We start from the raw sequence: 26,553 nt of genomic DNA, 5'->3' as shown, positions 1-26,553 counted from the left end.
TTTTTTATTTTAGTGTTATGAAAAATACTTTCTACTATATTCTTTTTCTTTTAGTTACGTTTTTTAGCTATGCTCAAGACAAGCAATTGTTACAAACGGGAATTATTATCGATTCGATAAAAATTGCAACTGCTCCAACGGAATCATATGCGATATATTTTCCTAAAAAATACGATGCTAAAACTCCATTGGCATTGGTTTTTATTTTTGAACCGGCTGCAAGAGGTAAAGAAGGGATTAAGCCATTTATCCCGGCTGCTGAAACCTATAATTATATTTTGGTGTGTTCTAACACTTTAAAAAATGGATTAGTTCAGGATAATATTGCTGTTGCCAATAGATTATTTGATGAGGTATTGCAAGCCTATGCTATTGATACTTCACAGCTTTATATAGCAGGTTTTTCGGGTGGTGCAAGATTAGCCAGTTTTTTTGCAATATCTACGGGGGCTTTTCAAGGTGTTGTAGCTTGTGGAGCTTCTTTCAACAATATGGATAAGTTTATACCGCCGTCTAATGCTTTTTCTTTTGTAGGTATGGTTGGAGATAGAGATATGAATTATCAGGAGATGATTGATAATAAAGAGTGGCTGGATAAGGCAAAGATTGTTAACACGCTTTTTATTGCTCATGAGGACCACGTTTGGCCCAGACCAGCTGAAATGCTTCGCGCATTTCACTGGTTAGAAATTCAGGCCTATAGAAAAAATATAAGACCAAAGAACGATACCATTAGTAAAAGAATTTATGATACTAATCTGCGAATAGCCGATAGCTTAAAGGCAAATAAAGAAATGGTTTTAGCAGTGAATACCTATGAAAAAGGGATTGCTATTTTAAATATAGACGAAAGTAATTTTTTAAGAGCTAAGATTGCCGAAATCAAAAAATCCAAGGAATACAAAGAGGAAGTGGCAAAAATGGAGAAGATAAAGGTTTTGGAAAATGAAATTTTAGATAAACTATGGCTTCGTTTTGAGCAGGAATTAAAATCGACTAGGCGTAGTACTACTTCTAAGTTTTGGAAATCTGAAATTAAGGATTTGAATGATATGAAGTTAGACGAAAAGAATCCCTTAGCACAGAATATGGCTATTAGGGTATTGTATTGGTTTCAGGTTTCGGTTTATGAAGCGGGGCAGGAAAATAAAAGAAACCAACAAAACGATAAGCTTGCTTATTGTGAAGAATTGTACAAAATTATTATGGAGGCAAATTGAAGAGAAAAGTATAATATTTAGAAAAGAATTGAAATAATTAAGCACGAGCGGGACGCTCGCGCTAACAATTTTTTTATTAGTAAAGTAATTGTTTTATTGTTGGTATTTATAGTACATTGTGTGATGATATAGGATTGTGAAGAATTAGATCATGAAAAAAATAATGCTCTCTCTACTGTTTTTGGTAATAGTACTAGTTGGTTTGAAATTGCTTATTGATAATTCAAAAAAGAAAACTAAAACCGGAACTACCACTACTACAATTATAGATGAAAAAACAGAACAAAAACTCTCCAAAAGAGTTGATGCTGTAAAGAAAATAATTGCCCGTAACTCTAAATACAATAGTAAAACAGCTTTTTTTATTGACATGAGAATCAGGTCAGGAAAGAACCGTTTTTTTGTTTACGATTTGCAAAATGATAAAATAGTAGATAAAGGTTTAGTCGCTCATGGTTCCGGATCGGAAACTAATATAGAGGGAGAATTGAAATTCAGTAACGTCAATAATTCGCTTTGTACTTCATTAGGGAAATATTATATCGGATACAGTTACAATGGTGATTTCGGAAAGGCCTATAAATTATACGGTTTAGACAAAACAAACAATAATGCCTTTTTAAGAAATATCGTTTTGCATAAATACAGTAAAGTGCCATACGAAGAACAAGACAATCCAATTTGTTTGAGTTATGGTTGTCCAATGATTAGTGAAAGGTTTTTTGAGCGAATCGAAAAGCGAATTGATACTTCTGAAAAGCAAATTGTTTTAGATATTTATTATTGATTGAAACGAGCAGGATTTTTTTAAACATGTTTTTTCTTACAAAATATTTTTTCAATAAAAAAATTATCTTTAATTTTGAGATTCAAATAGGATAAGTTCATGTTATGGGGCATTCAGAAAATATTCAATTGTTTGAAGAAAAGAAAATGAGAACGATTTGGAACGAGGATGAGGAAAAGTGGTATTTTTCTATTGTTGATGTTATTGGTGTGTTGACTGATAGCCTTAACGCACGAAAATATTGGAGCGTTTTGAAAACGAGGCTTAAAAAAGAAGGTAGTGAGTTGACTACAATTTGTAGTCAACTTAAAATGAAATCAACCGATGGAAAATACTATAAGACGGATGTAGCTGATACGCAACAACTTTTTAGATTAATTCAGTCAGTTCATCACCAAAAGCGGAGCCTTTTAAATTATGGCTTGCCTTATTGTCGTAAATTAAAGCAATGCTTAAAAGAAAAATCTTCAAACCGTGACGAATTATCACGGTTTGAAGATTTTTCTTTTAAGTAGTAACACTTTGTGAGTCCCCAATTTGAATTTGACTAATTTCACTTAAAAACTCAAATTCATCTACAGGAAACAGTTGTAGTACTATTTCTAAAACGAGGGCAACATTAATTGTAGAATCGTTTTCAGCTTCTGAAATTTGATGTCTGTCTTGATCCAGCGCCAAAACACATAATTTAAGCATATTGGTTATAGTGTAACCAAGTTCATTATAGTCCGACAACTTAATTTGAGTGATGTGACCTCCCGTTTTGTTATTAGTCTGATTTAGCGTGCTGAAATACTGAGTAGTTAGTTTTCTAAGATTCTCTAAATTTTTAATTTCATTTGTTTCCATGATACTGTGTTTTTAAATTGCTTAATGATTTATAGTTTGGTTTTTTATTAGTTTTTAAGAAAGAAAAAACTTACTTTTGTTTTACTCGGCGAAGAAAGAAATAAATTGTACCGTACCAAATCATTTTCAGCCGTATCGTACATAGCGAAATATGTTTTTTATCTATTGTGGGTTATACCACTTAATTATTATCTTTGAATTATGAGCACACTAACAAAACCAAATCATATAGGGCGAAAAATAAGCCGTATTCGTGAACTTCGGGATATGAAGCAGGAAGCTTTGGCACAGGCTTTAGGAACAAATCAGCAAGCCATATCGGCTATAGAAAATAGTGAAACAATAGAGGAAGAAAAACTTATTCAAATAGCAAAAGCACTTGGTGTAACAGTGGAGGCAATTAAGAATTTTTCGGAAGAAGGGGTTATCAATTATTTCAATAGTTTTAATGAAGCTGTAAATAATAGCCATTTTGGAAACAATAATCATTGTACGTTCAATCCGTTAGACAAACTAATGGAGTCGGTAGAAGAAAATAAAAAGCTGTACGAACGTTTGTTGGAAGCTGAAAAAGAAAAAATAGAATATTTAGAGAAACTGCTAAAAGCGAAATAATATTTCCTAAAGAAGTTATTCATAAAAAAAAGCATTAGCTGCAGCTTTTTTAGTTTTTGAAAATAAAAATCTGTAGTAAAACAAAAAGCAGCTCGATCAGGAGCTGCTTTTTGTTTTTTAGGCAAAAAATTAACGACGGAATGCCGGGCTTTTATTTACCGATTCGTCAAGTTTAACTGTTTTTGTTTTTTTTGTAGAAACCGTAATTTCATGTTTCGTGATTTTTCCATTTTCAGTTACTTCCAAAGTATAAGTTCCAGCTGGGTAAGCTTCTAAACTTAGTGTTTTTGAAGTTTCTAATTCATCTGTAGCAGAAGTTCCTGTATACAATAAATTTTTGTTTACGTCGAAAATTGAAAAACTTGATTTTTCAACGGTGTTTAAAGTAAAGCTTACAACTTTTCCATTTCCGGTTTTTATATACAAGATATAATCTCCTTTTCCATCAATTGCATAAGTAAAAACAGTTGTTAAAAATACAGCTACAACTAAGCCCAATTTCATAAATCTTGTCATGTTTTCTTAATTTTAATTTTATTCGTGAACCGCGCAAAACTACAAATAGAAATTGAATTTAAAACAAAAAAACGTTTTTTTTAATAACATAAGTTGCTGAATTAAAAGTGTTTCGGTATTTTTTGTAAAGAATGTCCGTAATTACTGCCCTCCCGAATGTTTTGAAAATATTTTTTTTTAAGGTTGTGTAAGTCAGTATTTTAAAATTATTAAGAATAATTTTTCAATTGATAAAAAAATATTTACGATTAGAAAATTTCGGACATAAAAAAACAGCTCAATTACCAGAAAGAGCTGTTCTTAAAACAATCGTTTTTATATAACTAACTTATAAACGCATTTTTATACTTTACGCAAGCACAATTTTTTTAACGTACTGCTATGCTACTGTTTTTGGCAGGCAAATCCGTTTTGTAAACAGAAGAAACTGCTTTTCTCGATAAAACAGATGCTTCATCTGTAACCGTAATTTCATGTCTCACTTTTTTTGCATTATCTTCTACTTCTAAGAAGTACGTTCCTTGCGGTAATTCGTCCAGATTAAAAGTTCTTAAAATTCCTTCTGCGCCCGAAGCGTTTTCAGAATATATAAGAGTACCCTCTTTGTCATAGATAGCTAAATGTGCTTTTTTAACCTGATTGAGTGCAAACGTAATTTGTTTTCCGTTTGCTTTTAATACATGAAGATTAAAATCTCCATTTCCGTCGATTGCATAAGAGCTCATTCCTGTAAAAAGCACTGCACATACTAAACTTAATTTTAAAATCTTTTTCATGACTGTTGTTTTTAGATTAATAGTTCTAATTCTGTGATGCTAAATTACTTGAGTCTTACATGATTCTTCACAACTCCATTGACTAATTATGATGCTGTATTCTCATTTACGAAACCGTTATAGGTTAAATTTTAAATTATAATTAGCGTTTTTGTTAATTATGGTTTTATTTTTCATTAATTGATTGCGCGAGATAAACTCACTACTCGTTTTTGTTTCTTACAAAATACAGGTTTTAAATAGAAGTAAACTGTAAAAGAGAGATTTTAGCTTTCTCCAATCACACTGTCCATAAAGCGTTGATTTAATAAATGATTGTAAAACTTAGCGTGTTCCTATGTTTGCAGAGAAATTTTTTCACGCAGATCTAGCAGATTTATTCAGATAGTTTTTATCGAAATTACAAAGCAAAATATCGGCTTAATCTGCCAGATCTGCGTGCATAAAAAGAAACTTTGCGGCTTTGTGCCTTTGCGTTAAAATTCAACCGCAAAGAGTTTGCAATTGATTACACACTTTTTGAATTTGGTACTTATAAAAAATGTAAAGCAAAAAAAAACAGCTCAGTAACCACAAAGAGCTGTTTTGAAAAACAATTGAATGTTTTTAAACTTTACTAACTATCAAACCTCATTTTATACTATGCAGTATAAACTTTTACAGCGTGTTGGTACGCTTTATTTTTTATAATATGACCACTGTACTAAAATTTAGAGTCTTTTTTATAACTCCTTGTTGCAATGGTATTTGTTTCAGTTTTCTGTTGCTAAAGTACTTATATTTTAACTTTTTTTGTACAACTCTATTGACTGATTTATATGCTATATTCTCATTAACGAAACCGTTATAGGTTAAAATTTGCATTATTGTAGATATTTTGGCTAATTGAGTTGTTATTTTGAAATTATTTAAAAAGAAAAGGAACTTATTTTATTTTCTAACTTTCTTACAAAAATTACTGTATTGCTGCAAAAGGACTGAATTAAATATGATTTATGAAAAAAAAGCGGCAATAAAAAAAGAGATGCAAAAAAAATGATTATTTTGATAATTATTGAGCTTTAGTTCTTTTTATGTTTTTGTGCAATATTCCTATTTACGAAACCGATATAGGTTAAAACATGAAATATGTTAGGTGTTTTTGTTAAATTTGCTATTATTTTTTAAAATATTTCAGCATGAAAACTCTCGTTCCGACTCTTGAAGTGATATCCAATTCCTATGGAAGTTCCTTTACTTATACGAAACATGCTGAAAAGGCCAACAGTAAAACGCATTTATGGCATTATCACCCCGAGATCGAACTGGTTTATATAAACGGTGGAGCCGGAAAAAGGCAAATTGGGAGTCATATTTCGTATTACACTAATGGCGATTTACTTTTGATAGGTTCGAATATGCCACATTGTGGTTTTACCAATGAACAAACCGGAAATAAAAATGAAATCGTTATCCACCTTAAACCGGAATTTTTAGGAAATGATTTTTTTGTCGCTCCCGAAATGAAAAAGGTGCGCAATGTCATCAATCAAGCCAGTGCCGGGATCGCATTTACCGGTGAAACTAAAAAACAGATCGGAAAAAAGATAGAAATGATGGAGGATCAGCTTCCTTTTGAACGCTTGTTGACTCTACTGAGTATTTTAGATGAATTAGACTCGTCGGAGGAATATACAGTTCTTAATGCGAACGGTTTTTCTCTTGAATTAAATGCGCAGGATAGCGATCGTATCAATTTGATTTTTAATTATGTGAAAGATCATTTTCAGGAATCGATTGCTATAGATGAGGTTTCGAGTTTGGTGAGTATGACAACGCCTTCGTTTTGCAGGTATTTCAAGAAAATATCGAGCAAAACATTCACAGAATTTGTAAACGAATATCGTTTGGTTCACGCCTCAAAACTACTGGCCGAAAAACCAATAACAATAAACGAAGTTTGTTACGAAAGTGGTTTTAATAATTTTAGCCACTTTAGTAAATCTTTTAAACAGTATACCGGTAAAAGCGCCTCGCAATACCGTAACGAGCATAAGATCATTATCAAGTGATGTTTTTTTAACCGCAAGAGATTCAAAGGCTTTTCTTTATGTGCTTTGACATTAAATTTCTCGCCAAGTCGCCAAGTTTTTTGACTCACGCAGATTCTGCAGATTAAGCTGATATTCTGTTTTTATGTTTCCGACAAAGATAATGCGAATAAATCTGCTCAATCTACGTGAGAAAAAAACAACGCACCTAGCGTAACCCCTTTATTCAGAAAAAGTTATATTTACAATCCCTAATCAAAAAAATATCAATATGAAAAACATTAGAATCCTAGTGGTAGTATTTCTATTGAGCATTAATTCATTGAGTTATGCCGCAAAAGTAGATACTTTACAAATTGCAAGTACAGCGATGGGCAAAACCTACAAAGCCGCCGTTGTATTGCCTAATACCTATGCTAAAAGCAAATCAGTTTATCCGGTTATGTATCTGTTGCATGGTGCCTACGGTCATTTTAGTGACTGGCTTAAAAATACACCGAACAAAAAGCTAGTTCAAAATTTATCCGATCAATACAATATAATTATTGTAATGCCCGAGGGAGAAACTTTTAGTTTTTATCTGGACAGCCCTGTAAATAAAGGAAGCCAGTTTGAGACTTTTATCACTCAGGAGGTAGTTCAGAAAATAGATAAAACTTACCGAACAATAAGCAATAGAAGCGGTCGTGTGATTACAGGACTTTCTATGGGCGGACATGGAGCTTTGTATTTATCGGTAAGACATCCGGATTTGTTTTGTGCAGCCGGAAGCATGAGTGGAGCGGTAGATATGAGTGCGATGCTCAACAGAGATTCCTCAACTCAGGTGATAAAATTAATGCAGCCTGTTTTCGGAGATAAAAGTAGTAATTCGGAGTTGTACGAGCAAAATTCTGTATTGGCAATGTTAGATAAAATAAAAGTCAATAGGTTACCTTTAATTATAGATTGCGGCGTTGATGATTTTCTAATCGAGCCCAATAGAGAATTACACCGCAGACTGGTTTACAATAAAGTAGATCATGAGTATACCGAACGCCCCGGAGCACATACCTGGGACTATTGGGAAAATTCATTGCCCTATCATGCTTTATTTTTTAATAAAATATTGCTTAAGAATCAAACAGTTAGTAAGAAGTAATAAAAAAATAATAAGAATTAGTAAAAAATAATAAGCAAAACGACCTCATTTGCTTTTTTTGGTTTGGTTTTTGGAATACCTTTATATATAGAAACTTAAAATATATAAATTATGAAAAAGATACTTACCTTATTCGCAGTTGTTGGATTGATTGTTTTTTCTAGTTGTGAAGGACCGGAAGGGCCTCCGGGACCTCCGGGATATGATGGATTAATTGGTGAGGTTTTTCAACTTACCAATGTTAATTTTGATTATAATGCTCAAGATGGATTTAATATTAATAGAGCTTTAAATCCGTTACTTTACAAGGATGATGTTATTTTGATTTATAGAAAAATAGGTGTTATAACTTCTACTAATGCTCCAATATGGGAACAAATTCCAAAAACGATATACGTATCACAAGGAAGGTTAACTTATGATTTTGAATTTAGTAATTCACATTTTATAATTTATGCTGAAGGTAACTATGATTTGGAATTGACACCAACTTTTTTAGATAATCAGACTTTTAGAATTGTTATTGTTCCAGGATCAGCAACAGGAACTGCAAAATCAGTTAAAAAAGAAGATTATTCAGATTACAATGCTGTTATCAAAAAATATAATATTGATGATAGTAAGGTTAAGATATTAAACTAAGAAAGGTTTATTCTGTAAAAAAAAGGAAATCGCTATGATTTCCTTTTTTTTATGTAAACATAGGTTTCAAAAATTATTTGTCCTCTTCTGTCCCTTCTTTTTTAGTTTTCCCAAATTTCAAAGAAACCAGAATCCCAATCAAAAGCGAAAGCGCTATAAATCCCAAAGAAGCCCATTCCGGGATGTGGATATAATCGTGTAGCAACATTTTTATTCCAACGAAAGCCAGAATAGCCACTAAGCTGTATTCCAAGTAGCTGAATTTTTCAAGCATATTGGCAAGGAAAAAATACATAGAGCGTAATCCGAGGATGGCAAAAATATTCGAACTGAACACCAAAAACGGATCGGATGTAATAGCAAGAATAGCCGGAACGCTGTCTACGGCAAAAAGTACGTCCATCACTTCAATTACGATCAAGGCTACGAATAAGGGGGTAGCGGCTTTTTTCCCTTTGTCTGTCAGGATGAAAAAACGCTCATGATCCATGTGTGAGGTAATCGGAATAATTTTTCCTAATGTTTTGTAGATAAAAGAATCTTTGGGCTGAAAATCTTCATCCTCTCCTGAGAATAACATTTTGATGGCGGTAAAAAGTAAGAAAGCCCCAAATAAATAGGTAGTCCAGGTAAATTTATTGATTAACATTACTCCAAAGAAAATCATTAATCCACGGAAGACGATAGCACCTAAAATTCCCCAGAATAAAACGCGGTGCTGGTATTTTTGAGGAATCTTAAACGAAGCAAAAATAATAGCGATCACAAAAATATTGTCGACACTCAGAGATAATTCGATTAGATACCCGGTGATGAATTTCATAGCTGCAACCGTAGGTTTCAAATTGTCGGGATTGTCAATATAATCTGTAGTGTACAACCAGTATATTACTCCCGAAAAGAGAAAGGAAAGTGTTACCCAGATAAGAGTCCATTTGCTGGCTTCTTTTGTACTTATAATATGTGGTGTTTTATTGAAAACACCTAAATCTAACGCAAGAATGAAAATTACGGCTAACAAGAAGAAGATCCAGACTGTCATAACAATGATTTTTAGTGATATACAAAGATAGGTTATGAAATTATACTTAAGAAGTAATTATCAAAAAGTTGTATTTTAAACCAAATCCTTAAACCGGACAGGTTTTAGAAACCTGTCCGGTTGGTTTTCGAATTGACAGACGACTCCAGTCCAATCGGTAACGTTTCGTATATTTAAACCCGACAGGTTTTTGAAACCTGTCGGGTTTGTTAAATAAAAAAACGACAAAAAAAAGTGCCGTCAATTTTGACGGCACTTTTGAGTATGTTAAAACAATAATTTACAAAGCTGATTTTACAGTTTTGATGATTCTTGCTGCAATTTTGTATGGATCTCCGTTTGAAGCAGGTCTTCTGTCTTCCAACCAACCTTTCCATCCTTTTTGAACAGTAATTAAAGGAATTCTGATTGAAGCTCCTCTGTCTGAAACTCCATAAGAGAAATCATGGATAGAAGCTGTTTCGTGTTTACCTGTTAAACGCAAGTCGTTGTATGCTCCGTAAACCGCAATGTGTTCTGCAGTAACAGGTCTGAACGCCTCACAGATTTTTTCGTAAGTAGCCTGATCTCCGCATGTTCTTAACACTTCGTTAGAGAAGTTAGCGTGCATACCTGAACCATTCCAATCTGTATCACCAAGTGGTTTTGGGTGGTATTCTATATAGTAACCGTATTTTTCAGTTAAACGATCCAGTAAATATCTGGCAATCCAGATTTCGTCTCCGGCTTTTTTAGCTCCTTTAGCAAATAATTGAAATTCCCATTGTCCGCAGGCAACCTCTTGGTTAATTCCCTCAAAGTTAATTCCGGCAGCAATACACAAATCAGCATGTTCTTCTACTAATTTTCTTCCGTGCGTGTTTTTTCCACCTACAGAACAGTAGTACATCCCTTGTGGGGCAGGGTAACCTCCAACAGGGAAACCTAATGGCAATAAGGTTTTAGTGTCCATGATGAAATATTCCTGTTCAAAACCAAACCAAAAATCATCATTATCATCATCAATAGTAGCTCTACCGTTAGAAGGGTGTGGCGTTCCATCTGCATACATTACTTCTGACATTACCAGGTATCCATTAATACGAGTAGGATCCGGGTAGATGGCAACAGGAACCAAAAGACAATCTGAAGAACCGCCCTCAGCTTGTTTAGTTGATGAACCATCAAATGACCAGTTTCCAAGTTCTTCTAATGTTCCTTTGAAATTTTCGTGCTCTTCAACTTTAGTTTTACTTCTTAGATTTTGAGTTGGTTCATATCCGTCTAACCAAATGTACTCTAATTTAATTTTAGCCATAATAATATAAATTTTTGTTTTTTGCTTTTTTGATGGGTCAAAGATATATTTATTTTTCTACTCCTGAAAATTAGGGGGCTATTTTGTTTGAATGAGTATAATTTTTTAGAGAAGCGTAATTTTGATGGGGGTATATTTTTTAAAAAGCAATTTTAATGGCTTAAAAAAGTAAATTCGTAATAATTAAGGTTGTTTATTGAATTTTATGATAGTGTAATTGCGAAAAAATGTTTGTTTAATGAAGAATACTGCGGTATTTTGTTATATTTCTTTAATTCAAATTCATTATTCTTTGTTAAAAGCTTTTTCTGTTGATAAATCATCGAATAAAATTCTGGGATTTATGTTTCAAACAGGGGGTTTAATTACCTATATTTGTTTTTCTTTTTTTTAGTGAAAATGAGTACGAATTTTTAAAATTATATACATGTCAACATTACGTTTCCAAGCTTTACAAGAAGCTTCTACAAGAAAGCCGGTACATTTTGAGGAGATAGACAGAAAGTCTAACATTTTTGGTTCAAATGTGTTTAATGAGAAAGCGATGAGGCAATATCTGACTTCAGATGCTTTAAAAGGGGTACGAGACGCCGTTCAGCACGGAACTAAAATAGACAGAAAACTGGCAGATTATATTGCCATGGGAATGAAAGAATGGGCTCTTGCTAAAGGAGTAACACATTATACACACTGGTTTCAGCCACTTACTGGGACAACTGCAGAAAAACACGATGCTTTTTTTGAAACCTCTTATGACGGTAGTGATCCGGTAGAAAAATTTGGCGGGGCACAATTGGTACAACAAGAGCCTGATGCCTCGAGTTTTCCTAATGGCGGAATCAGAAATACATTTGAAGCCAGAGGGTATACGGCCTGGGATCCAACTTCTCCGGCTTTTATATATGGTACTACTTTATGTATACCAACCGTTTTTATTGCTTATACAGGAGAAGCCTTAGATAATAAAATTCCGTTGTTAAGAGCTTTATCTGTTATGGATGAGGCAGCAACAGAAGTTTGTAAATATTTTGATAAAAATGTCAAAAAAGTAACCGCTACTTTAGGATGGGAGCAGGAATATTTCCTTATTGATAAAGCGTTGGCGAATTCACGTCCCGATTTAATGATGACAGGTAGAACTTTGTTGGGGCATACTTCGGCAAAAGGGCAACAATTAGACGATCATTACTTTGGTTCTATTCCTACGAGAGCTTTGACCTATATGAGAGATTTGGAGCAGGAATGTATGTTGTTGGGAATCCCGGTAAAAACACGTCACAATGAGGTAGCACCAAACCAGTTTGAGTTAGCACCTATTTTTGAAGAAACCAATCTTGCCGTAGATCATAACTCTTTATTGATGGATGTGATGCAGAAAGTAGCAGAACGTCATGATTTTAAAGTATTATTTCATGAAAAACCTTTTAAAGGGGTTAATGGTTCAGGGAAACACAACAACTGGTCATTGGCCACAGATACCGGAGTAAATTTATTGAGTCCGAGTAAGACACCAATGAGCAATTTGCAATTCCTGACGTTTTTCATTAACACCATTAAAGCGGTAAATGATCATGAAACATTGTTGAGAGCTTCTATTGCTACAGCAAGTAATGACCACCGATTGGGGGCAAATGAAGCGCCACCTGCAATTATCTCGGTTTTTATCGGAGCACAATTGACAAAGGTATTATCTGAATTAGAAAGCGTAACTACAGGAAAATTATCTCCGGAAGAAAAAACAGATTTAAAACTGAATGTGGTAGGGAAGATTCCGGACGTACTTTTAGACAACACCGATCGAAACAGAACATCGCCATTTGCTTTTACAGGAAATAAATTTGAGTTTAGAGCAGTAGGTTCAACCGCCAATTGTTCTAATGCAATGACGACACTGAACGCTATTGTTGCGAAACAATTAATAGATTTTAAGAAAGAAGTAGATTTGTTGATCGAATCAAAAGACATGAAAAAAGACGATGCTATTTTTAATGTTTTAAGAGAATACATCAAACAGTCCAAAAAAATACTTTTTGAAGGAGACGGCTACAGTGATGCCTGGGAAAAAGAAGCTGCGAAAAGAGGTTTAAGTAATTTTAAAACGACTCCGGAAGCAATTAAGGCTAAAGTTTCTAAGCAGGCATTGGATTTATTTAGCGAGCTGGGAATACTAAATCACATCGAAGCAGAAGCGCGTTATGAAATTGAATTGGAAGAATACACCAAAAAAATCCAGATTGAAGGAAGAGTTTTGGGAGATATTTCTAGAAACCATGTAATTCCTACCGCTATTCGTTATCAAAATACATTGATTGAAAATGTAAAAGGATTAAAAGAAATCTTCGGAAAAGAGTTTGAAACCATTGCAAAAGAACAGATTGTTCTGATTAAAGAAATTTCAGGTCATATCGAAGGAATTAATTCTAAAGTGGAGGCTATGACCAACGAAAGAAAGGCAGCGAATCAACTGACAGATGCGCAAAAAATGGCAGAAGCCTATTGCGATAAAGTGAAACCTTATTTTGAAGATATTCGAAATCATTGTGATAAATTAGAATTATTAGTAGACGATGAAAGTTGGACACTAACCAAATACAGAGAGTTATTGTTTACAAAATAACAGTAAACAAACATTAATTTAAAGCCTGTCTCAAAAAGACAGGCTTTTTTGTGATTATGTTAAAATATTGTCATTTATTGTTTTCTTTTAACAGAAAATTTAGAGTAAATTCAGTAAAATTAGAATAAGTAGTTAAATTCTGACTATCAAAAAAGATAAAAATAGTAGTTCATCGACATAGTTTTACATTTCATCGAAAAGAGATTAAGATCTTGAAAAATAGGTGATTATGTTTTATTTCTGTTTAGGCAACTTTTTCTAATTTTGAATCAGAAAAGAGAAAATAAGTTTTAAAAATTTGTTTTCAGACGAAGAGGATTTAGTTAGTGAATTTTACCCGGAAATCACTTCAACCTACATAATAAGTTGTATTAATAACCAATTAAATATATTTATTATGAAAAAAGTAATTTTATGCATCTCCGCGATGCTGTTTGTAGGAGCGGTGGGAACAGCTCAAATTCTACCAGGAACTATTGCACCAAACACAAGTTATGTCAATCAGACCGGATATAGCCAGGATGCTTACGTTCATCAAATTGGAACAGCTCAGAGTTCAAGTGTGAAACAAATGGTTTCAGATAACGATTCTGATGTTTACCAAGGTGTATATCCAGGTCAAATGACCATACTCGGTGTTAATATCTCTCATGACAACTCAGCTGAAGTAGTACAAAGCGGTGATCAAAACAGTGCTTTCATTTCTCAAAACAACTGGAGAAACAAAGCTTACCAAACTCAAACAGGAGACAAAAATGAGGCTACTATCTGGCAAGACGAAACTAATGTTTCTTACGGTTTATTTGTTGGAAACTTAAAAGGAGAAGACAAAGCGACTCAAACTCAAACCGGTAAAAGCAACAAAGCAACAATCGATCAGGGAACTTCAGGGAACACGTTGCCAACTGCTTCTGTGTTTACCGGTATGGCCCCTCTTACTGCTTCGGTACCGAAATCTCCCCATGGAAGAAATGAGGCTACTCAAACTCAAACTGGAAGTTTTGGCGAAGCCTATGCCAGCCAAGGTGGTTTAGATAACGAATCTAATCAAACTCAGACAAGTGGTGCTTTTGCTTCAGGAGCTTCTAAAAACGTATCCAACCACTACCAATTCGGAAATGACAATTTAGCCAACTCTACTCAAACCGGATACAGAAATACAGAAAATGTATTACAAGAAGGTAACGGAAATATGTCATACGGAACACAAACTGCAGCATCTATTCTTTCTACAGGAAATGCAAGTATCGTTATTCAACAAGGAAATGCAAATTTATCTAATGTGATTCAAAGTAATAACTAACACATTTACTTTGATAAACAAAAAAATAGGCATGACAGCTAAATTTATTTAGCTGTCATGTTTAAAATTCAATTGCAAAAATGAAAACTATATTTTTAAATATTTTCTGTCTTATATTTTTTTCACTGTCGTTTCAGGCACAGGAAAAAGAAGATAATTCCGGATTTAAACCGTATAGTTCTTCTGTGTTTGATTCCAGAGAAAATGCGTTGAGCATAGTATCATCGGTAAATAAAAAAAGCACAAGTCAACTTCAGTTAGAACAGGTTCAGCAAATTTCATCGGGAGTTATTATTCAGCAAATTGGAAGTTACAATAAAGCCAATGCTATTGTTGGTGCTGAAAAAGTTAATGTTTCAGTCGTACAAAAAGGCGATTATAATGATTTGTTAGTGGTCAAAGAGGCCAAAACAATAGCTCAGAACATCATTCAGCAAGGAAAAAATAATACCATTTCAGATTACTCTTACCGTACAAATTTCGATGTAAAAACAGAAATGATTCAAAACGGTAATAATCAAAAGATACAAAGTTATGGTACCAACTCTATTTCTAAAGATATGAAAATCATGCAGAATGGAAATGGAGCTTCCGTTATTATTTTAAATAAATTAAACTAAAATATGTCCTTTTTATTCAGATATATGCTATTGTACTTTTTGTGTTTTAGTTTGGTTGTAACGGGTCAGGTGACTCAAAATCAGATTAAAGCAAAAATTGATGTAGAAAAAATAGAAAACAATTTTAAGATTACGGGTATGGCCGAAAACCTGACCGATGTACTCAAAAGTGCTTCTTACAGATTGTCTGTAATAAAAAATAATAATAATAGTGATAATCAATCTAATAATGCCCAGATTGGGCTTTTCACACTTGAACCAAATGAAGTTAAGAAATTGTCAACGACTCAAGTCAATATAAGTCCGGATGATGAAATTATTATTTTGTTGTTGTTTTATGATGAAGACAAACAAATAATAGCAAAAGACAGAGTGGTTTTGGGAAATGAAAAAAAAAAAGATGATGTACTAATTTTACCTCCCGACGACGGATTTACACTAAGAGGAATCATTACAGATGATACCAAGACAAAGATGGGGAAGGATTTCTACGATAAGTATTATTACAAATACAACGACATTGGAATAAATGCAAAAAAGATAGTGGTCATAACCGAAGAATATAGCTTCGGACGAAACACAAAAATTACTATTTCTATACAAAATGAAGTTGTTTACGAGTTTCTGGTCAGACCGGATGACGAATTCTTGGAGGCAGTAGCGCAAGAATCAATCAATGCAACGATTTATTACTTGAAAAATTTAGAAAGGCAAAGCAAATATTTCACTCAGTATTAATTTTATTATTAAGGTCATGAAATTTATTTTTAGCATCTTACTATCCCTTATTTTTCTCCCTTTCGTCAGTGCTCAGGCTTTAGTTTATAAACCTGTAAATCCTGCATTCGGAGGCGATACTTTTAATTATCAGTGGCTTTTAAGCAGTGCTGAATCTCAAAACAAATTAAAAGATAAAAACGAAGTCCAAAAAGAAAAAACAGATCTGGAGCAATTTAAGGCAAGCCTAAATGCGCAGTTGTTGAGTCAGATTTCCAGCTCACTTTATAAACAACAATTTGGAACAGATGGTCTTTCTGTTGGTTCCTATACGTTTGGAAGTTATTCAGTCGATATCTATCCTACATCGGGAGGTTTATCGGTTAATATATTAGATACCACTACAGGAGAACAAACGCAAGTAATCATTCCAAATAAGTAAGAGCATGAAATTACATTACTATTTAGTAGTATTATTTGTTTTTTTGTTTTCGGGTTGTGGTGCTTTTTATAACCAACCAACCGGAGTCGAAAAAGCAATTTTAGGAGAAAGTACTCCAGCCACTTCACTTCTAAAGGAACTTCCGAAACCCAAGGAGCAAATTGTAGTGGGAGTGTACAAATTCAGAGATCAGACCGGTCAGTACAAACCTCAGGAAAACGGAAGTAATTTTAGTACTGCCGTGACTCAGGGTGCCACTTCGATATTGTTAAAAGCACTCGAAGATTCAAAATGGTTCATTCCTATTGAACGCGAGAATATTGGAAATTTGCTGCAGGAACGTAATCTGATTCGATCTACCAGACAGGAATACTCCAAAAATCCAAATCCAAATGAGCCACAGTTAACCCCTCTGTTGTATGCCGGAGTTTTATTGGAGGGAGGAATTATTTCGTACGATTCAAATATTATAACAGGCGGTTTCGGAGCACGTTATTTTGGAGTCGGAGGTTCTGTAAAATACCGTCAGGATCGTGTAACAGTTTATCTTAGAATGATTTCAACTTCAAATGGAAAAATTCTAAAATCAGTTTATGTTTCCAAAACTATTTTGTCTCAGGCTATTGATGAAAGTTTGTTTAAATATGTAAATTTTAAAAGACTTTTAGAAGTTGAAACAGGTTACACGACAAACGAACCTGTGCACATGGCTGTTACCGAGGCAATAGAAAAAGCAGTACAATCCCTGATTTTAGAAGGAATTCAGGACAATATCTGGCAAGCTGATGCTACTCCGTCTGAATTGTATATCGCCATGAAGAAATATGAAAAAGAAACTGAAGTAGCAGACAACACCGTGCTCTACGGAAGAAATTTATTCGAGCGCCGTTCTAAATTTGCGATGGAGATTTCAGGAGGAGCAACGCTAATGGATGGAGATTATGCCAATCCTATTCTCAGGCCAATGGGGGAAGGGGCTTTGAAATATTTTATTACCCCAAGTCTGGATTTGAGAGGTTCTTTGAATGTAATTAATTTGGCTAACAAAGATCTTCTTGATGTCGGTTATATTACGTACGATCTGAATCTCGAATTTATAATATTACCCAAAGACAAATTTAGTCCTTACATCTTTGCAGGCGGAGGTTTCGGAATGAATAGAAAGTTTGACAATACCCATGCAAAAATCCAGTACGGAGTTGGTCTCGAATATTTGGTTTCAAACACACTGGGAATTAAACTGTCGGCAGAACAGAATATTAATTTCACCGATAATATCGATTATGTAAAGGCAGGAACCAGAGACGATTTTTATTACAAATTCGGATTAGGTCTTACTTATTATTTTGGAGCTAATAAAAAAAACAAGTAAGAGAAGCCGGCATATTTTGAAATATAACATGAAGTTTAAATTTAAAAACAAATGGATAATGAAGTATTTATATAGAATAATAAGTGTGCTTTTTTTATTGTTTTTGATTTCATGTAGTGAAGAGACAATAGGAGATTCAGAATATGGTACCGTTACCGGACGAGTAGTTACGTCTGATACTTTTGAACCTTTAGAAAATGTAAAGATTACGTCGAGCCCCACCTCGGGGACTATTTTTACAGATGTTAACGGTAAATTTGTAATGTCAAATGTAAAAGTTGGCGAATTTTCTTTTCAGGCTCAAAAAGACGGTTATGTCGCTAAATTTGAACCTGTTTCGGTATCGGCAAATAATACTTCAGAAATTGTTTTTGAACTTAAAAAATCTACGGCCAATAATAAACCGCCAACTGTTCCTGTATTGGTTGCTCCAATAGATAACAGTACCGGTCAGGCTGCTTCGTTAGATTTAACATGGACGGTTACCGATCCTGATAATGATGTGCTTACCTATAAAGTAATACTTCGAAATGCCAACAACAACGATGTGATAACCTATGAGAATATAAAAGATAAAAAATTCACATTGAGTGATCTTTTATATAGTGTAAAATACACGTGGCAGGTTGAGGTGAGCGATGGTGTAAATACACCTGTCTTAAGTACTACAAGTGCTTTTACTACCGGTTCATTTCCTAGTGCAAGGTATTTATTTGTTAAAACGGTTAGTGGTAATAATGTTATTTTTGCTGCAGATGAGGCCGGAAAACAATATCAGTTAACAAGCTCTGCAAAAAACAGTTGGCGTCCGAGGAGAAATAATCAGGCACAAAAGATTGCCTATATTGCAACCAATGGATCTCAAAACGATATTTACACGATGAATCTTGATGGAACGGGAGTGAGAAAAGTAACCAGTTCAGTACCAATAGCCGGTTTTAATTCAGATTATCTGGGGTATTCCTGGAATGCTTCCGGAAGTGAGCTTATTTATCCAAATTTTGATAAGTTATACAAAATCAATAGTGACGGAAGTGGTCTCGCAAAAATATTTCAGACGCCAAATGGAAAATTTATTTCGGAGTGTGATTGGAGTGCAGATAAAACAAAAATTGCTTTAAAAGTCAATGATGCAAATGGTTACAGTGCTGAAATTTATGTTATTAATACTTCAGGAACGATACTTACAACAGTAATTTCAGGACAAAGTGGTGCTTTGGGAGGATGTAATTTTTCAATAACAGCACAGAAACTGGTTTACACCAGAGATGTTTCGGGCTATGAAAGCTCAGGTTATCGCCAATTGGATTCCAGAATTTTTGAGTACAATTTTGTAACAAATGTTTCCAATCAAATAACAATTGGAAAAGTATCCGGAACAAATGATTTAGATGTCCGTTATTCTCCGAGTGAAGCAGAAGTAATTTTTACCAACACCTCAAATGATGGTATTTCTGTGAAAAATATTGTAAAAACTGTTATAGGTGCTGCCGATACAAGAAATGTTTTAATTTCGGGAGGCTCTATGCCGGATTGGGAATAAATTTTTGCTAATTAACTCAAGTTGCTAGTTGGGAGATGTAAAATGTGAAAGGGGAGTCTGAGAAATTTCCCGTTTTTTATAACAAGCAAACTTTAATGAATAGAATTCTTGCGAAAGTAAAAAACAATACTGTTTTCTATTTCATTGATTTAATGTCTTACTTAGGAACTGAACATGAAGTTGCTCTTAATTACTTTACTTCGACAATTCCTATAAATTCTATCACCCTCTATGTTTATCTCGTAAAAATAAAGACGTAAAACAAAAAGCATCAAATTTCAGACTTACATTTAACAACTCACAACCCATAACTGGCAATTTAAATTAACTAAAAGAATCAAGACGAATGACTTACATAAATTCGGCAGTGTTAGTAAACGTGCCGAATTTTTTTGTGAATCAAATAATCGAATCAACCAAAGAATTAAAAAAACTGGTTATCTTTGCACCACATCAACACAAACTAATTTTCATGAGTTCAGATTCTAGCAAAAGGTACGCACAAAGAGGTGTTTCAGCATCAAAAGAAGACGTACACAACGCCATAAAAAATATTGATAAAGGTTTATTCCCTCAGGCATTTTGCAAAATTGTCCCGGATTATTTAACTCAGGATTCCGACTATTGCCTGATTATGCATGCCGACGGAGCCGGTACAAAGTCGTCTCTGGCCTATATGTATTGGAAAGAAACGGGTGATATTTCGGTTTGGAAAGGAATTGCTCAGGATGCTTTAATCATGAATATTGACGATTTATTATGTGTTGGCGCAACCGATAATATTTTGCTTTCTTCTACAATCGGAAGAAATAAAAATTTAATTCCGGGAGAAGTGCTTTCGGCAATTATCAACGGAACAGAAGAATTAATCAACGAGTTAAAATCTTTTGGAGTAACCATTCATTCAACAGGCGGAGAAACGGCAGACGTTGGAGATGTTGTTCGTACCATAATTGTAGATTCTACCGTAACGGCACGTATGAAACGCAGCGATGTAGTAGATAATGCCAACATCAAAGCTGGAGATGTAATTGTTGGTTTGGCTTCTTTTGGTCAGGCTACTTACGAGAAAAGTTATAATGGAGGGATGGGAAGTAACGGACTTACTTCTGCACGCCATGATGTTTTCGGGAAATATTTGGCTGCAAAATATCCGGAGAGTTACGATGCGGCAGTTCCCGAAGAATTGATTTATTCAGGACAGGTAAATCTTACTGATGCAGTAGAAAATAGCCCAATAAACGCAGGTCAGTTGGTACTTTCTCCAACAAGAACTTATGCGCCGATTATCAAGAAAATTTTAGATACCTATACTCCAAACGAAATTCACGGAATGGTGCATTGTAGTGGTGGAGCACAGACTAAAATTTTACATTTCGTTCAGAACTTACATATTATAAAAGACAATTTATTTCCGGTTCCACCTTTGTTCAAGTTAATTCAGGAACAATCAAGAACAGACTGGAAAGAAATGTATCAGGTTTTCAATTGTGGTCACCGCATGGAAATCTATGTACCGGAAAACATTGCACAGGATATCATTGCAATTTCAAAAGAATTCAATGTCGAGGCGCAAATCGTAGGTCGCGTAGAAGCTGCTGATGCTAAAAAACTGACGATTACGAGCGAATACGGTACATTCGAATATTAAAAAAATAACCAATAAGTTATGTAAGTTCATTAATCAAATACGCCCAGCTTAATGAACTTACATAACTTTTATGGTTTAAAACACACACCATTATGTACGAATTACTTTTTTGGAGATATTTAGACGAAATTTATCTAAATCATCATGAGGTTTATGAAGCTCTTGTGGAGAGTGAAGAAGTAGACGGACTCGAAAAACTTCCCGTAGATGTAATTATGAACCGAATCAAATCGGTATTTTCTCAATGGGAAAAAGTAGATGAAAACAGCTGGAAAAATCCAAAAGGAAAAGGAGCATTTCAAGTGATCACCACTCCACAAAGCGTAAAAATTGACTGTTACGGAACCGAAGGCAAAACAATGAATCAGTTGGTAAGCCTGATGGAAGAATTCAAATGCCCGTTGTACGACCCACAAGTACCGGAACGTTACGATGAAATGAGTGAGTAATCTCATTTCATGAAACCCCAAAAAGAATATTTTCCTAAAATAAATAATTACATGGATTTTAGTTTCTCCTCTAATACAATACTCGAAGACGATACGGTTTTACTGCGTCCATTGCAGAAATCAGATGTAGAAAATCTGTTGGAAATTTCGATCAATGAACCCGAAACATGGAAATATTCTTTGGCAGGTGCAGATGGGAAAGAAAATCTTATTAGCTACATTCAGTCGGCTATAGAAGCAAGAGAAAATCAAAAGGAATTTCCATTTATTGTTTTCGATAAAAAGTCTCAGAAATATGCCGGTTCTACCCGTTTTTACGATATGAGCCTTAAATATAAAACCTTGCAATTGGGATATACCTGGTACGGTTCTGCTTTTAGAGGAACGGGACTCAATAAACATTGCAAATTTTTGCTACTACAATTTGCTTTCGAAACCTTGGGAATGGAACGTGTCGAGTTTCGTGCCGATAATAATAACGAGAGAAGTATTGCCGCTATGAAAAGTATCGGCTGTAAAGTAGAGGGCGTTTTGCGTAGCCATATGCCAACAGCCAATAGTGAAGTTCGTCGCGATTCGATTGTTTTGAGTATCTTAAGAAATGAATGGTTTGATGAGGTAAAAGAAAATTTACAGCAAAAACTAATTTAGCCATCCTTTAAAATAAGATTCTGTTCTTTTCTTATTTTTTCTGTCAATTGTGTGACGTAAGCCTTTATTTTTTGAGGTAATAAATTCCAATTACTGTCCTTTTTGAAACTTCTGCAAAAATCTAAAATACATTCTACGGCTCGGATAACATATTTTTTGTCTTTGTAAACTGTAATTATTTTAACCCTTCTTATTTCGCCATCTTCATCCTTTGTTCCGTAAACAATTATAGGTTCTGCATATCCGTCATTATCCAGATCTTTAACACTGCAGTATTTAGTCCAGAACCAAATATTGGTTTCTTTGGGGTCTGAATCTTCCAGTAAATCATTTATGGTCCATCTTTCCAGAAAGCCACCGTGATCATTCATGGCGCAAACGACCTTTATTTTGGTGTTTAAAGTGTCTTTCTTGGAAATGATTTTTTGATTTTCTGTCAAAACCAATTCACAAACACCACTTTTATCCTGAAATTCGTATGCTTTGTAAATAGGAAAAGCACTCAGTCCATCTATTTCCCGTTGAATTATTTGTTGTTTGCTTAATACAAAAGAGTCGATCTTTTGTGCAAAAATAAATGCCGAAGAAGAAAGAAATGCCAGTAAAATGTAATTTTTCATGTACTCAATTGTCATTTGATAAATCAAAGATATTTAAAATGTAGTCTCTTTGTGGTTAATTTAATTTTTTCGAATCATATTTTGTTGTATTTTTCAAACCGGAAAGTGTTAGTAAATCGATTTAGTAGATGTTATAATACAGTTTGCGGCAAAAAATAATAATTTAAAAAAAACGAATGAATAGAATAAATCGTAAGAATTTTGTTTTTGGGTTATCCTTTTTAATGTTTGGTTATACTACAATTGCTCAGAAAAAAACAATTGAAAAACGCAACCTAATTCAGTATGTGGACCCAATGATTGGTACAGCCAAAATGGGGCATACCTATCCGGGTGCAACAGTTCCGTTTGGAAGTGTTCAGTTAAGTCCTGAAACCGACACAATAGCTTACGGTGTAAACGGAAAATACAATGGCGAAGTTTATAAATATTGCGCGGGTTATCAATACGAAGACAAAACTATTGTTGGCTTTAGTCATACTCATTTTAGCGGTACGGGACATTCCGATTTGGGTGATTTTTTAATCATGCCAACCACCGGAAAATTACAATTGAATCCCGGAACAGCTTCTAAACCTTTATCAGGCTATCGATCTGTCTTTTCACATGCAACAGAAAAAGCAGAAGCTGCCTATTACAGTGTACTGTTGGAGGATCATAACATCAAAGCAGAGCTAACAGCTACTACTCGTGTCGGAATGCATCAATATACATTTCCTAAGTCCGATGATGCGCATATTATTCTGGATCTAACTTCAGGGATTTACAACTACGACAAAAAGAATGTATGGACTTTTGTACGCGTAGAAAACGATACTTTAATAACTGGGTACCGCCAAACGAGCGGATGGGCGAGAACCAGAACCGTTTATTTTGCCATGTCTTTTAGCAAACCTATTAAAAGTTACGGTCAAGGTGCTCTGGAGAAAAGTGTGTACAGAGGTTTTTGGGGAAGATTTGATCAAACGAAGAATTTTCCTGAAATGGCCGGACATGATCTGAAATTGTTTTTTGATTTTGATACGCAGGAAGGGGAGAAAATCAAAATAAAAATGGCTTTATCACCTGTGAGTTCTGCCGGTGCACTTGAAAACATGAAGAAAGAAATTCCGGATTGGGATTTTGAACGTGTGAAAAAACAAAGTCAGGAAGTTTGGAACAAAGAGCTGAATAAAATTCAAATTGAAGCCCTGCAAAAAGAAGATCTGGTTAATTTTTATACCGCGATGTATCACTCTTTTTTAGGACCAACAGAGTATATGGACCTTGATGGCACTTACAAAGGCCTGGATATGAATGTACACAAAGCCGATAATTTTCGCAATTATACCAGTTATTCTTTATGGGATACCTACAGAGCTTTGCATCCGTTATTTAATATCGTACAACCGGCAAGAAATTCAGATATGATTAGTTCGATGCTGGCACATTCTGATCAAAGTGTGCATAAAATGCTTCCGATCTGGTCGCATTATGCCAACGAAAACTGGTGTATGATCGGGTATCATTCCGTTTCGGTAATTGCAGATGCAATTGTAAAAGGAAACACCAATTTTGATGCTGAAAAAGCGCTTCAGGCTTGTGTTAACACTGCTAAAGTTCCATATTACGACGGTTTGGAATATTATATGAAAAAAGGCTATGTTCCTGAAGACAAAAACGGATCTTCGGTTTCTAAAACGCTGGAATACGCTTATGATGATTGGGCAATTGCTCAGGCCGCTAAGAAATTAGGCAAAACCGATATTTACAATGAATTTATTGAAAGATCTAAAAACTATAAAAATGTTTATGATGCCAAAACAGGCTTCATGCGTCCGAAATTAAATGACGGAACTTTCAAAAAAGAATTTGATCCTTTAGATACACACGGACAAGGTTTTATTGAAGGGAATTCATGGAATTATAGTTTATACGTTCCCCATGATCCGGCCGAAATGATTAAATTAATGGGAGGTAATGATAAGTTTAAAGTGCGCTTGGATTCTTTGTTTAACATGCATTTACCGGAGAAATATTTCGAGAACACAGAAGATATTACAAGAGAAGGAATCATTGGGAATTATGTTCATGGAAATGAACCTTCACATCACGTAGTGTATTTGTATAATTGGACCAACTCACCTTGGAAAGCGCAAGACAAAATCAGAATGATCCTGAAAAAAATGTACAGAAACGGAGCAGACGGTCTGGGAGGAAACGACGATTTCGGACAAATGAGCGCCTGGTACATTTTTAGCAGTTTAGGATTTTACCCTGTTGCGCCCGGTTCCGATGAGTATGCTTTGGGAAGTCCATTAGTTAAAAAAGCCGTTTTTAATTTAGAAAACGGTAAAAATTTCGAAGTGGAAACAGTAAACCAATCCGATAAAAATGTGTTTGTAAGCAAAGTGTTTTTAAATGGAAAATTACTTTCGAAACCTTTCTTAAAACATTCCGATGTTTTAAATGGAGGAAAGATTACTTTTTATATGAGTAGTAGGCCTAATAAAAGTTTTGGGTTGTGAGTTTTGGGTTGTGAGTTGTAAACTGTAAAATGTAAAAAGTAAAATGTAAACTGAAGTTTGTGCAGATTTTACATCTGTCCTCCTGAGCGAAGCCGAAGGAGGGCTTCGACTTCGCTCAGCCTGACAGATAGGTAGGGGTGGGATTTGTGGGAATTAGTGTAATTCGTGGCTAGAAAAAGCAACAAGGATAATTACAGTTATGGGTAGTAACTTTTAAAATGTAAACTTTAAGATTATATTGATTTTAAATTTGTCTTCCTGAGCGAAGTCGAAGGATGAGGATTTGTGGAAATTAGTGTAATTGCTTCGCCAGTTCGCTATCGCTCGAGTCATGGCTAAAAAAAAAAGTACTAAGCATAATAGAGTTTGTAAAAAACTTCACGAAATTTGCCTTTCAAATAAAAGTACAATCACTATGAAAATAAATCTAAAATCGGGAATTGATAAATTGCTTTTCGGAATGAAGCAAAATGATGTCACAGCTGCTTTAGGAAAACCGGATAAAAATTACAACGACGAAGATGATAATGTAATTTTCGTATACAATGCACAAAAAATCAGACTGACTTTTTATCAGGAAGAAGATTTGAGATTAGGATATCTGGTGGCTTCAGCCAATGATTTGGAAGTTTTTGGATTCAAAGTAATTGGAAGAAAAATTGCAGATGTAAAGAAGGATTTAGCGACAAAAGGAATTACAAAATACAATCAGGAAACTTTTGATACTTTCGAGAATTACTTCAACGAAGACAACTGGTTTATTCTTCAAACCGAATTTAATGAAGTAGTGAAGTTTGAAGTCGGAGCAATTATCAACGACAAAGACGAATTTGATTGGAAATTCCCGGTGAAAAAATAGTTTTAAATAAAGGCTTTCAGTAATCTGAGAGCCTTTTTTGTTTTGGCGCAGTTTTTTGGTGTGAGATGATACGATGCGTGATTCCTTATTCAAAAGGACATGTTAGTACTGATTTGTCATTCCGAAGAATGAGGAATCGCACAAGAGGCTCCGCACAGAGTGTTACCAATCTTTGTCGAACTGCGTATGCGATTCCTCATTCTTCGGAATTGTAAAGGTTACTTATTTCGGTAACAGATTTATCATTTCTATTGGTTTCTTTCCATCAATACCTTGATGTGGTCTTT

The 26,553-nt window shown here is 34.4% G+C and carries 25 protein-coding genes; 19 read left to right on the top strand and 6 right to left on the bottom strand.

Translation table 11 applies throughout. The features are described from left to right. Positions 1–17 precede the first annotated feature (17 nt). The 3 genes from G3A47_RS00135 (at position 18) to G3A47_RS00125 (ending at position 2,522) form a co-directional block, all read left to right on the top strand. Positions 18–1,220 (top strand): alpha/beta hydrolase family protein, encoded by a 1,203-nt coding sequence (locus G3A47_RS00135; RefSeq protein ID WP_166919279.1) that lies wholly within the window; start codon positions 18–20, stop codon positions 1,218–1,220. Positions 1,221–1,371: 151 nt separating this feature from the next. Then, the gene (locus G3A47_RS00130; RefSeq protein ID WP_166919277.1) at positions 1,372–2,007 is read left to right on the top strand and encodes a murein L,D-transpeptidase catalytic domain-containing protein; all 636 of its coding nucleotides are present in this window, start codon (positions 1,372–1,374) and stop codon (positions 2,005–2,007) included. 104 nt (positions 2,008–2,111) lie between these two features. Then, the gene (locus tag G3A47_RS00125; RefSeq protein WP_243860357.1) at positions 2,112–2,522 is read left to right on the top strand and encodes a BRO family protein; all 411 of its coding nucleotides are present in this window, start codon (positions 2,112–2,114) and stop codon (positions 2,520–2,522) included. On the opposite strand, the gene G3A47_RS00120 is transcribed toward G3A47_RS00125, so the two are convergent. Beyond that, positions 2,515–2,856, bottom strand: coding sequence for a hypothetical protein (locus tag G3A47_RS00120; RefSeq protein ID WP_166919275.1), 342 nt, complete (start codon positions 2,854–2,856; stop codon positions 2,515–2,517). The genes G3A47_RS00125 and G3A47_RS00120 overlap by 8 nt on opposite strands. Positions 2,857–3,057: 201 nt before the next feature. Between G3A47_RS00120 and G3A47_RS00115 the strand changes: the two genes are divergently transcribed. Continuing rightward, complete coding sequence (locus G3A47_RS00115; protein WP_166919273.1) at positions 3,058–3,471, top strand: helix-turn-helix domain-containing protein; 414 nt, start codon at positions 3,058–3,060, stop codon at positions 3,469–3,471. A gap of 129 nt (positions 3,472–3,600) precedes the next feature. Here G3A47_RS00115 and G3A47_RS00110 read toward each other — a convergent pair whose 3' ends face one another. Both G3A47_RS00110 and G3A47_RS00105 read right to left on the bottom strand, forming a co-directional pair. Then, positions 3,601–3,987 (bottom strand): secretion protein, encoded by a 387-nt coding sequence (locus G3A47_RS00110; protein WP_166919271.1) that lies wholly within the window; start codon positions 3,985–3,987, stop codon positions 3,601–3,603. Positions 3,988–4,355: 368 nt separating this feature from the next. Then, the gene (locus tag G3A47_RS00105; RefSeq protein ID WP_166919269.1) at positions 4,356–4,763 is read right to left on the bottom strand and encodes a T9SS type A sorting domain-containing protein; all 408 of its coding nucleotides are present in this window, start codon (positions 4,761–4,763) and stop codon (positions 4,356–4,358) included. A gap of 1,178 nt (positions 4,764–5,941) precedes the next feature. Between G3A47_RS00105 and G3A47_RS00100 the strand changes: the two genes are divergently transcribed. The 3 genes from G3A47_RS00100 (at position 5,942) to G3A47_RS00090 (ending at position 8,576) form a co-directional block, all read left to right on the top strand. Further along, on the top strand, positions 5,942–6,814 hold the full coding sequence (locus G3A47_RS00100; RefSeq protein ID WP_166919267.1) for an AraC family transcriptional regulator: 873 nt from the start codon (positions 5,942–5,944) through the stop codon (positions 6,812–6,814). Between the two features lie 250 nt (positions 6,815–7,064). Continuing rightward, a complete protein-coding gene (locus G3A47_RS00095; protein WP_166919265.1) occupies positions 7,065–7,934 on the top strand; it encodes an alpha/beta hydrolase in 870 nt (289 codons plus the stop codon). A 111-nt stretch (positions 7,935–8,045) separates the two neighbouring features. Then, positions 8,046–8,576: a hypothetical protein gene (locus G3A47_RS00090; protein ID WP_166919263.1), complete on the top strand. Its 531-nt coding sequence runs from the start codon at positions 8,046–8,048 to the stop codon at positions 8,574–8,576. A 73-nt stretch (positions 8,577–8,649) separates the two neighbouring features. On the opposite strand, the gene G3A47_RS00085 is transcribed toward G3A47_RS00090, so the two are convergent. Both G3A47_RS00085 and G3A47_RS00080 read right to left on the bottom strand, forming a co-directional pair. After that, complete coding sequence (locus G3A47_RS00085) at positions 8,650–9,618, bottom strand: TerC family protein (protein WP_166919261.1); 969 nt, start codon at positions 9,616–9,618, stop codon at positions 8,650–8,652. Between the two features lie 280 nt (positions 9,619–9,898). Beyond that, the gene (locus tag G3A47_RS00080; RefSeq protein ID WP_166919259.1) at positions 9,899–10,915 is read right to left on the bottom strand and encodes a glutamine synthetase beta-grasp domain-containing protein; all 1,017 of its coding nucleotides are present in this window, start codon (positions 10,913–10,915) and stop codon (positions 9,899–9,901) included. Between the two features lie 427 nt (positions 10,916–11,342). On the opposite strand from G3A47_RS00080, the gene G3A47_RS00075 reads away from it, so the two are divergent. The 10 genes from G3A47_RS00075 to G3A47_RS00020 all read left to right on the top strand — a co-directional run bounded on the left by G3A47_RS00075 (position 11,343) and on the right by G3A47_RS00020 (position 22,280). Then, positions 11,343–13,532: a glutamine synthetase III family protein gene (locus G3A47_RS00075; protein WP_166919257.1), complete on the top strand. Its 2,190-nt coding sequence runs from the start codon at positions 11,343–11,345 to the stop codon at positions 13,530–13,532. Positions 13,533–13,929: 397 nt separating this feature from the next. Beyond that, positions 13,930–14,835, top strand: coding sequence for a hypothetical protein (locus tag G3A47_RS00070; RefSeq protein ID WP_166919256.1), 906 nt, complete (start codon positions 13,930–13,932; stop codon positions 14,833–14,835). Positions 14,836–14,915: 80 nt separating this feature from the next. After that, complete coding sequence (locus G3A47_RS00065) at positions 14,916–15,455, top strand: hypothetical protein (protein WP_166919254.1); 540 nt, start codon at positions 14,916–14,918, stop codon at positions 15,453–15,455. 3 nt (positions 15,456–15,458) lie between these two features. Next, positions 15,459–16,193, top strand: a complete 735-nt coding sequence (locus tag G3A47_RS23830; protein ID WP_243860356.1) for a CsgE family curli-type amyloid fiber assembly protein — start codon at positions 15,459–15,461, stop codon at positions 16,191–16,193. 16 nt (positions 16,194–16,209) lie between these two features. Beyond that, positions 16,210–16,614 (top strand): curli production assembly/transport component CsgF, encoded by a 405-nt coding sequence (locus G3A47_RS00050; RefSeq protein WP_166919252.1) that lies wholly within the window; start codon positions 16,210–16,212, stop codon positions 16,612–16,614. Positions 16,615–16,618: 4 nt separating this feature from the next. Beyond that, on the top strand, positions 16,619–17,986 hold the full coding sequence (locus G3A47_RS00045) for a CsgG/HfaB family protein (protein WP_166919251.1): 1,368 nt from the start codon (positions 16,619–16,621) through the stop codon (positions 17,984–17,986). Positions 17,987–18,044: 58 nt separating this feature from the next. Continuing rightward, positions 18,045–19,529 (top strand): carboxypeptidase-like regulatory domain-containing protein, encoded by a 1,485-nt coding sequence (locus G3A47_RS00040; RefSeq protein ID WP_166919249.1) that lies wholly within the window; start codon positions 18,045–18,047, stop codon positions 19,527–19,529. Between the two features lie 472 nt (positions 19,530–20,001). Next, positions 20,002–21,180 (top strand): AIR synthase related protein, encoded by a 1,179-nt coding sequence (locus G3A47_RS00030; protein WP_166919246.1) that lies wholly within the window; start codon positions 20,002–20,004, stop codon positions 21,178–21,180. A gap of 92 nt (positions 21,181–21,272) precedes the next feature. Further along, complete coding sequence (locus G3A47_RS00025) at positions 21,273–21,629, top strand: hypothetical protein (RefSeq protein WP_166919244.1); 357 nt, start codon at positions 21,273–21,275, stop codon at positions 21,627–21,629. 51 nt (positions 21,630–21,680) lie between these two features. Further along, positions 21,681–22,280 carry a GNAT family N-acetyltransferase gene (locus tag G3A47_RS00020; RefSeq protein ID WP_166919243.1) on the top strand — a complete coding sequence of 200 codons (600 nt, stop codon included), beginning with the start codon at positions 21,681–21,683 and terminating at the stop codon, positions 22,278–22,280. Here G3A47_RS00020 and G3A47_RS00015 read toward each other — a convergent pair. After that, positions 22,277–22,900, bottom strand: a complete 624-nt coding sequence (locus G3A47_RS00015) for a M949_RS01915 family surface polysaccharide biosynthesis protein (RefSeq protein ID WP_166919241.1) — start codon at positions 22,898–22,900, stop codon at positions 22,277–22,279. The genes G3A47_RS00020 and G3A47_RS00015 overlap by 4 nt on opposite strands. A gap of 176 nt (positions 22,901–23,076) precedes the next feature. Here G3A47_RS00015 and G3A47_RS00010 point away from each other — a divergent pair, with 176 nt between their 5' ends. Together G3A47_RS00010 and G3A47_RS00005 are read left to right on the top strand one after the other, a co-directional pair. Next, positions 23,077–25,407, top strand: a complete 2,331-nt coding sequence (locus G3A47_RS00010) for a GH92 family glycosyl hydrolase (RefSeq protein ID WP_166919239.1) — start codon at positions 23,077–23,079, stop codon at positions 25,405–25,407. A gap of 415 nt (positions 25,408–25,822) precedes the next feature. Continuing rightward, the gene (locus tag G3A47_RS00005) at positions 25,823–26,266 is read left to right on the top strand and encodes a hypothetical protein (RefSeq protein ID WP_166919237.1); all 444 of its coding nucleotides are present in this window, start codon (positions 25,823–25,825) and stop codon (positions 26,264–26,266) included. Positions 26,267–26,553: the final 287 nt, after the last annotated feature.

Origin of the sequence: Flavobacterium poyangense, assembly GCF_011751075.1 — a bacterium.
Lineage (GTDB): Bacteria > Bacteroidota > Bacteroidia > Flavobacteriales > Flavobacteriaceae > Flavobacterium > Flavobacterium poyangense.
The sequence above is the reverse complement of the archived record's forward strand: the minus strand, read 5'-3'. Positions and strand labels throughout refer to the sequence as shown.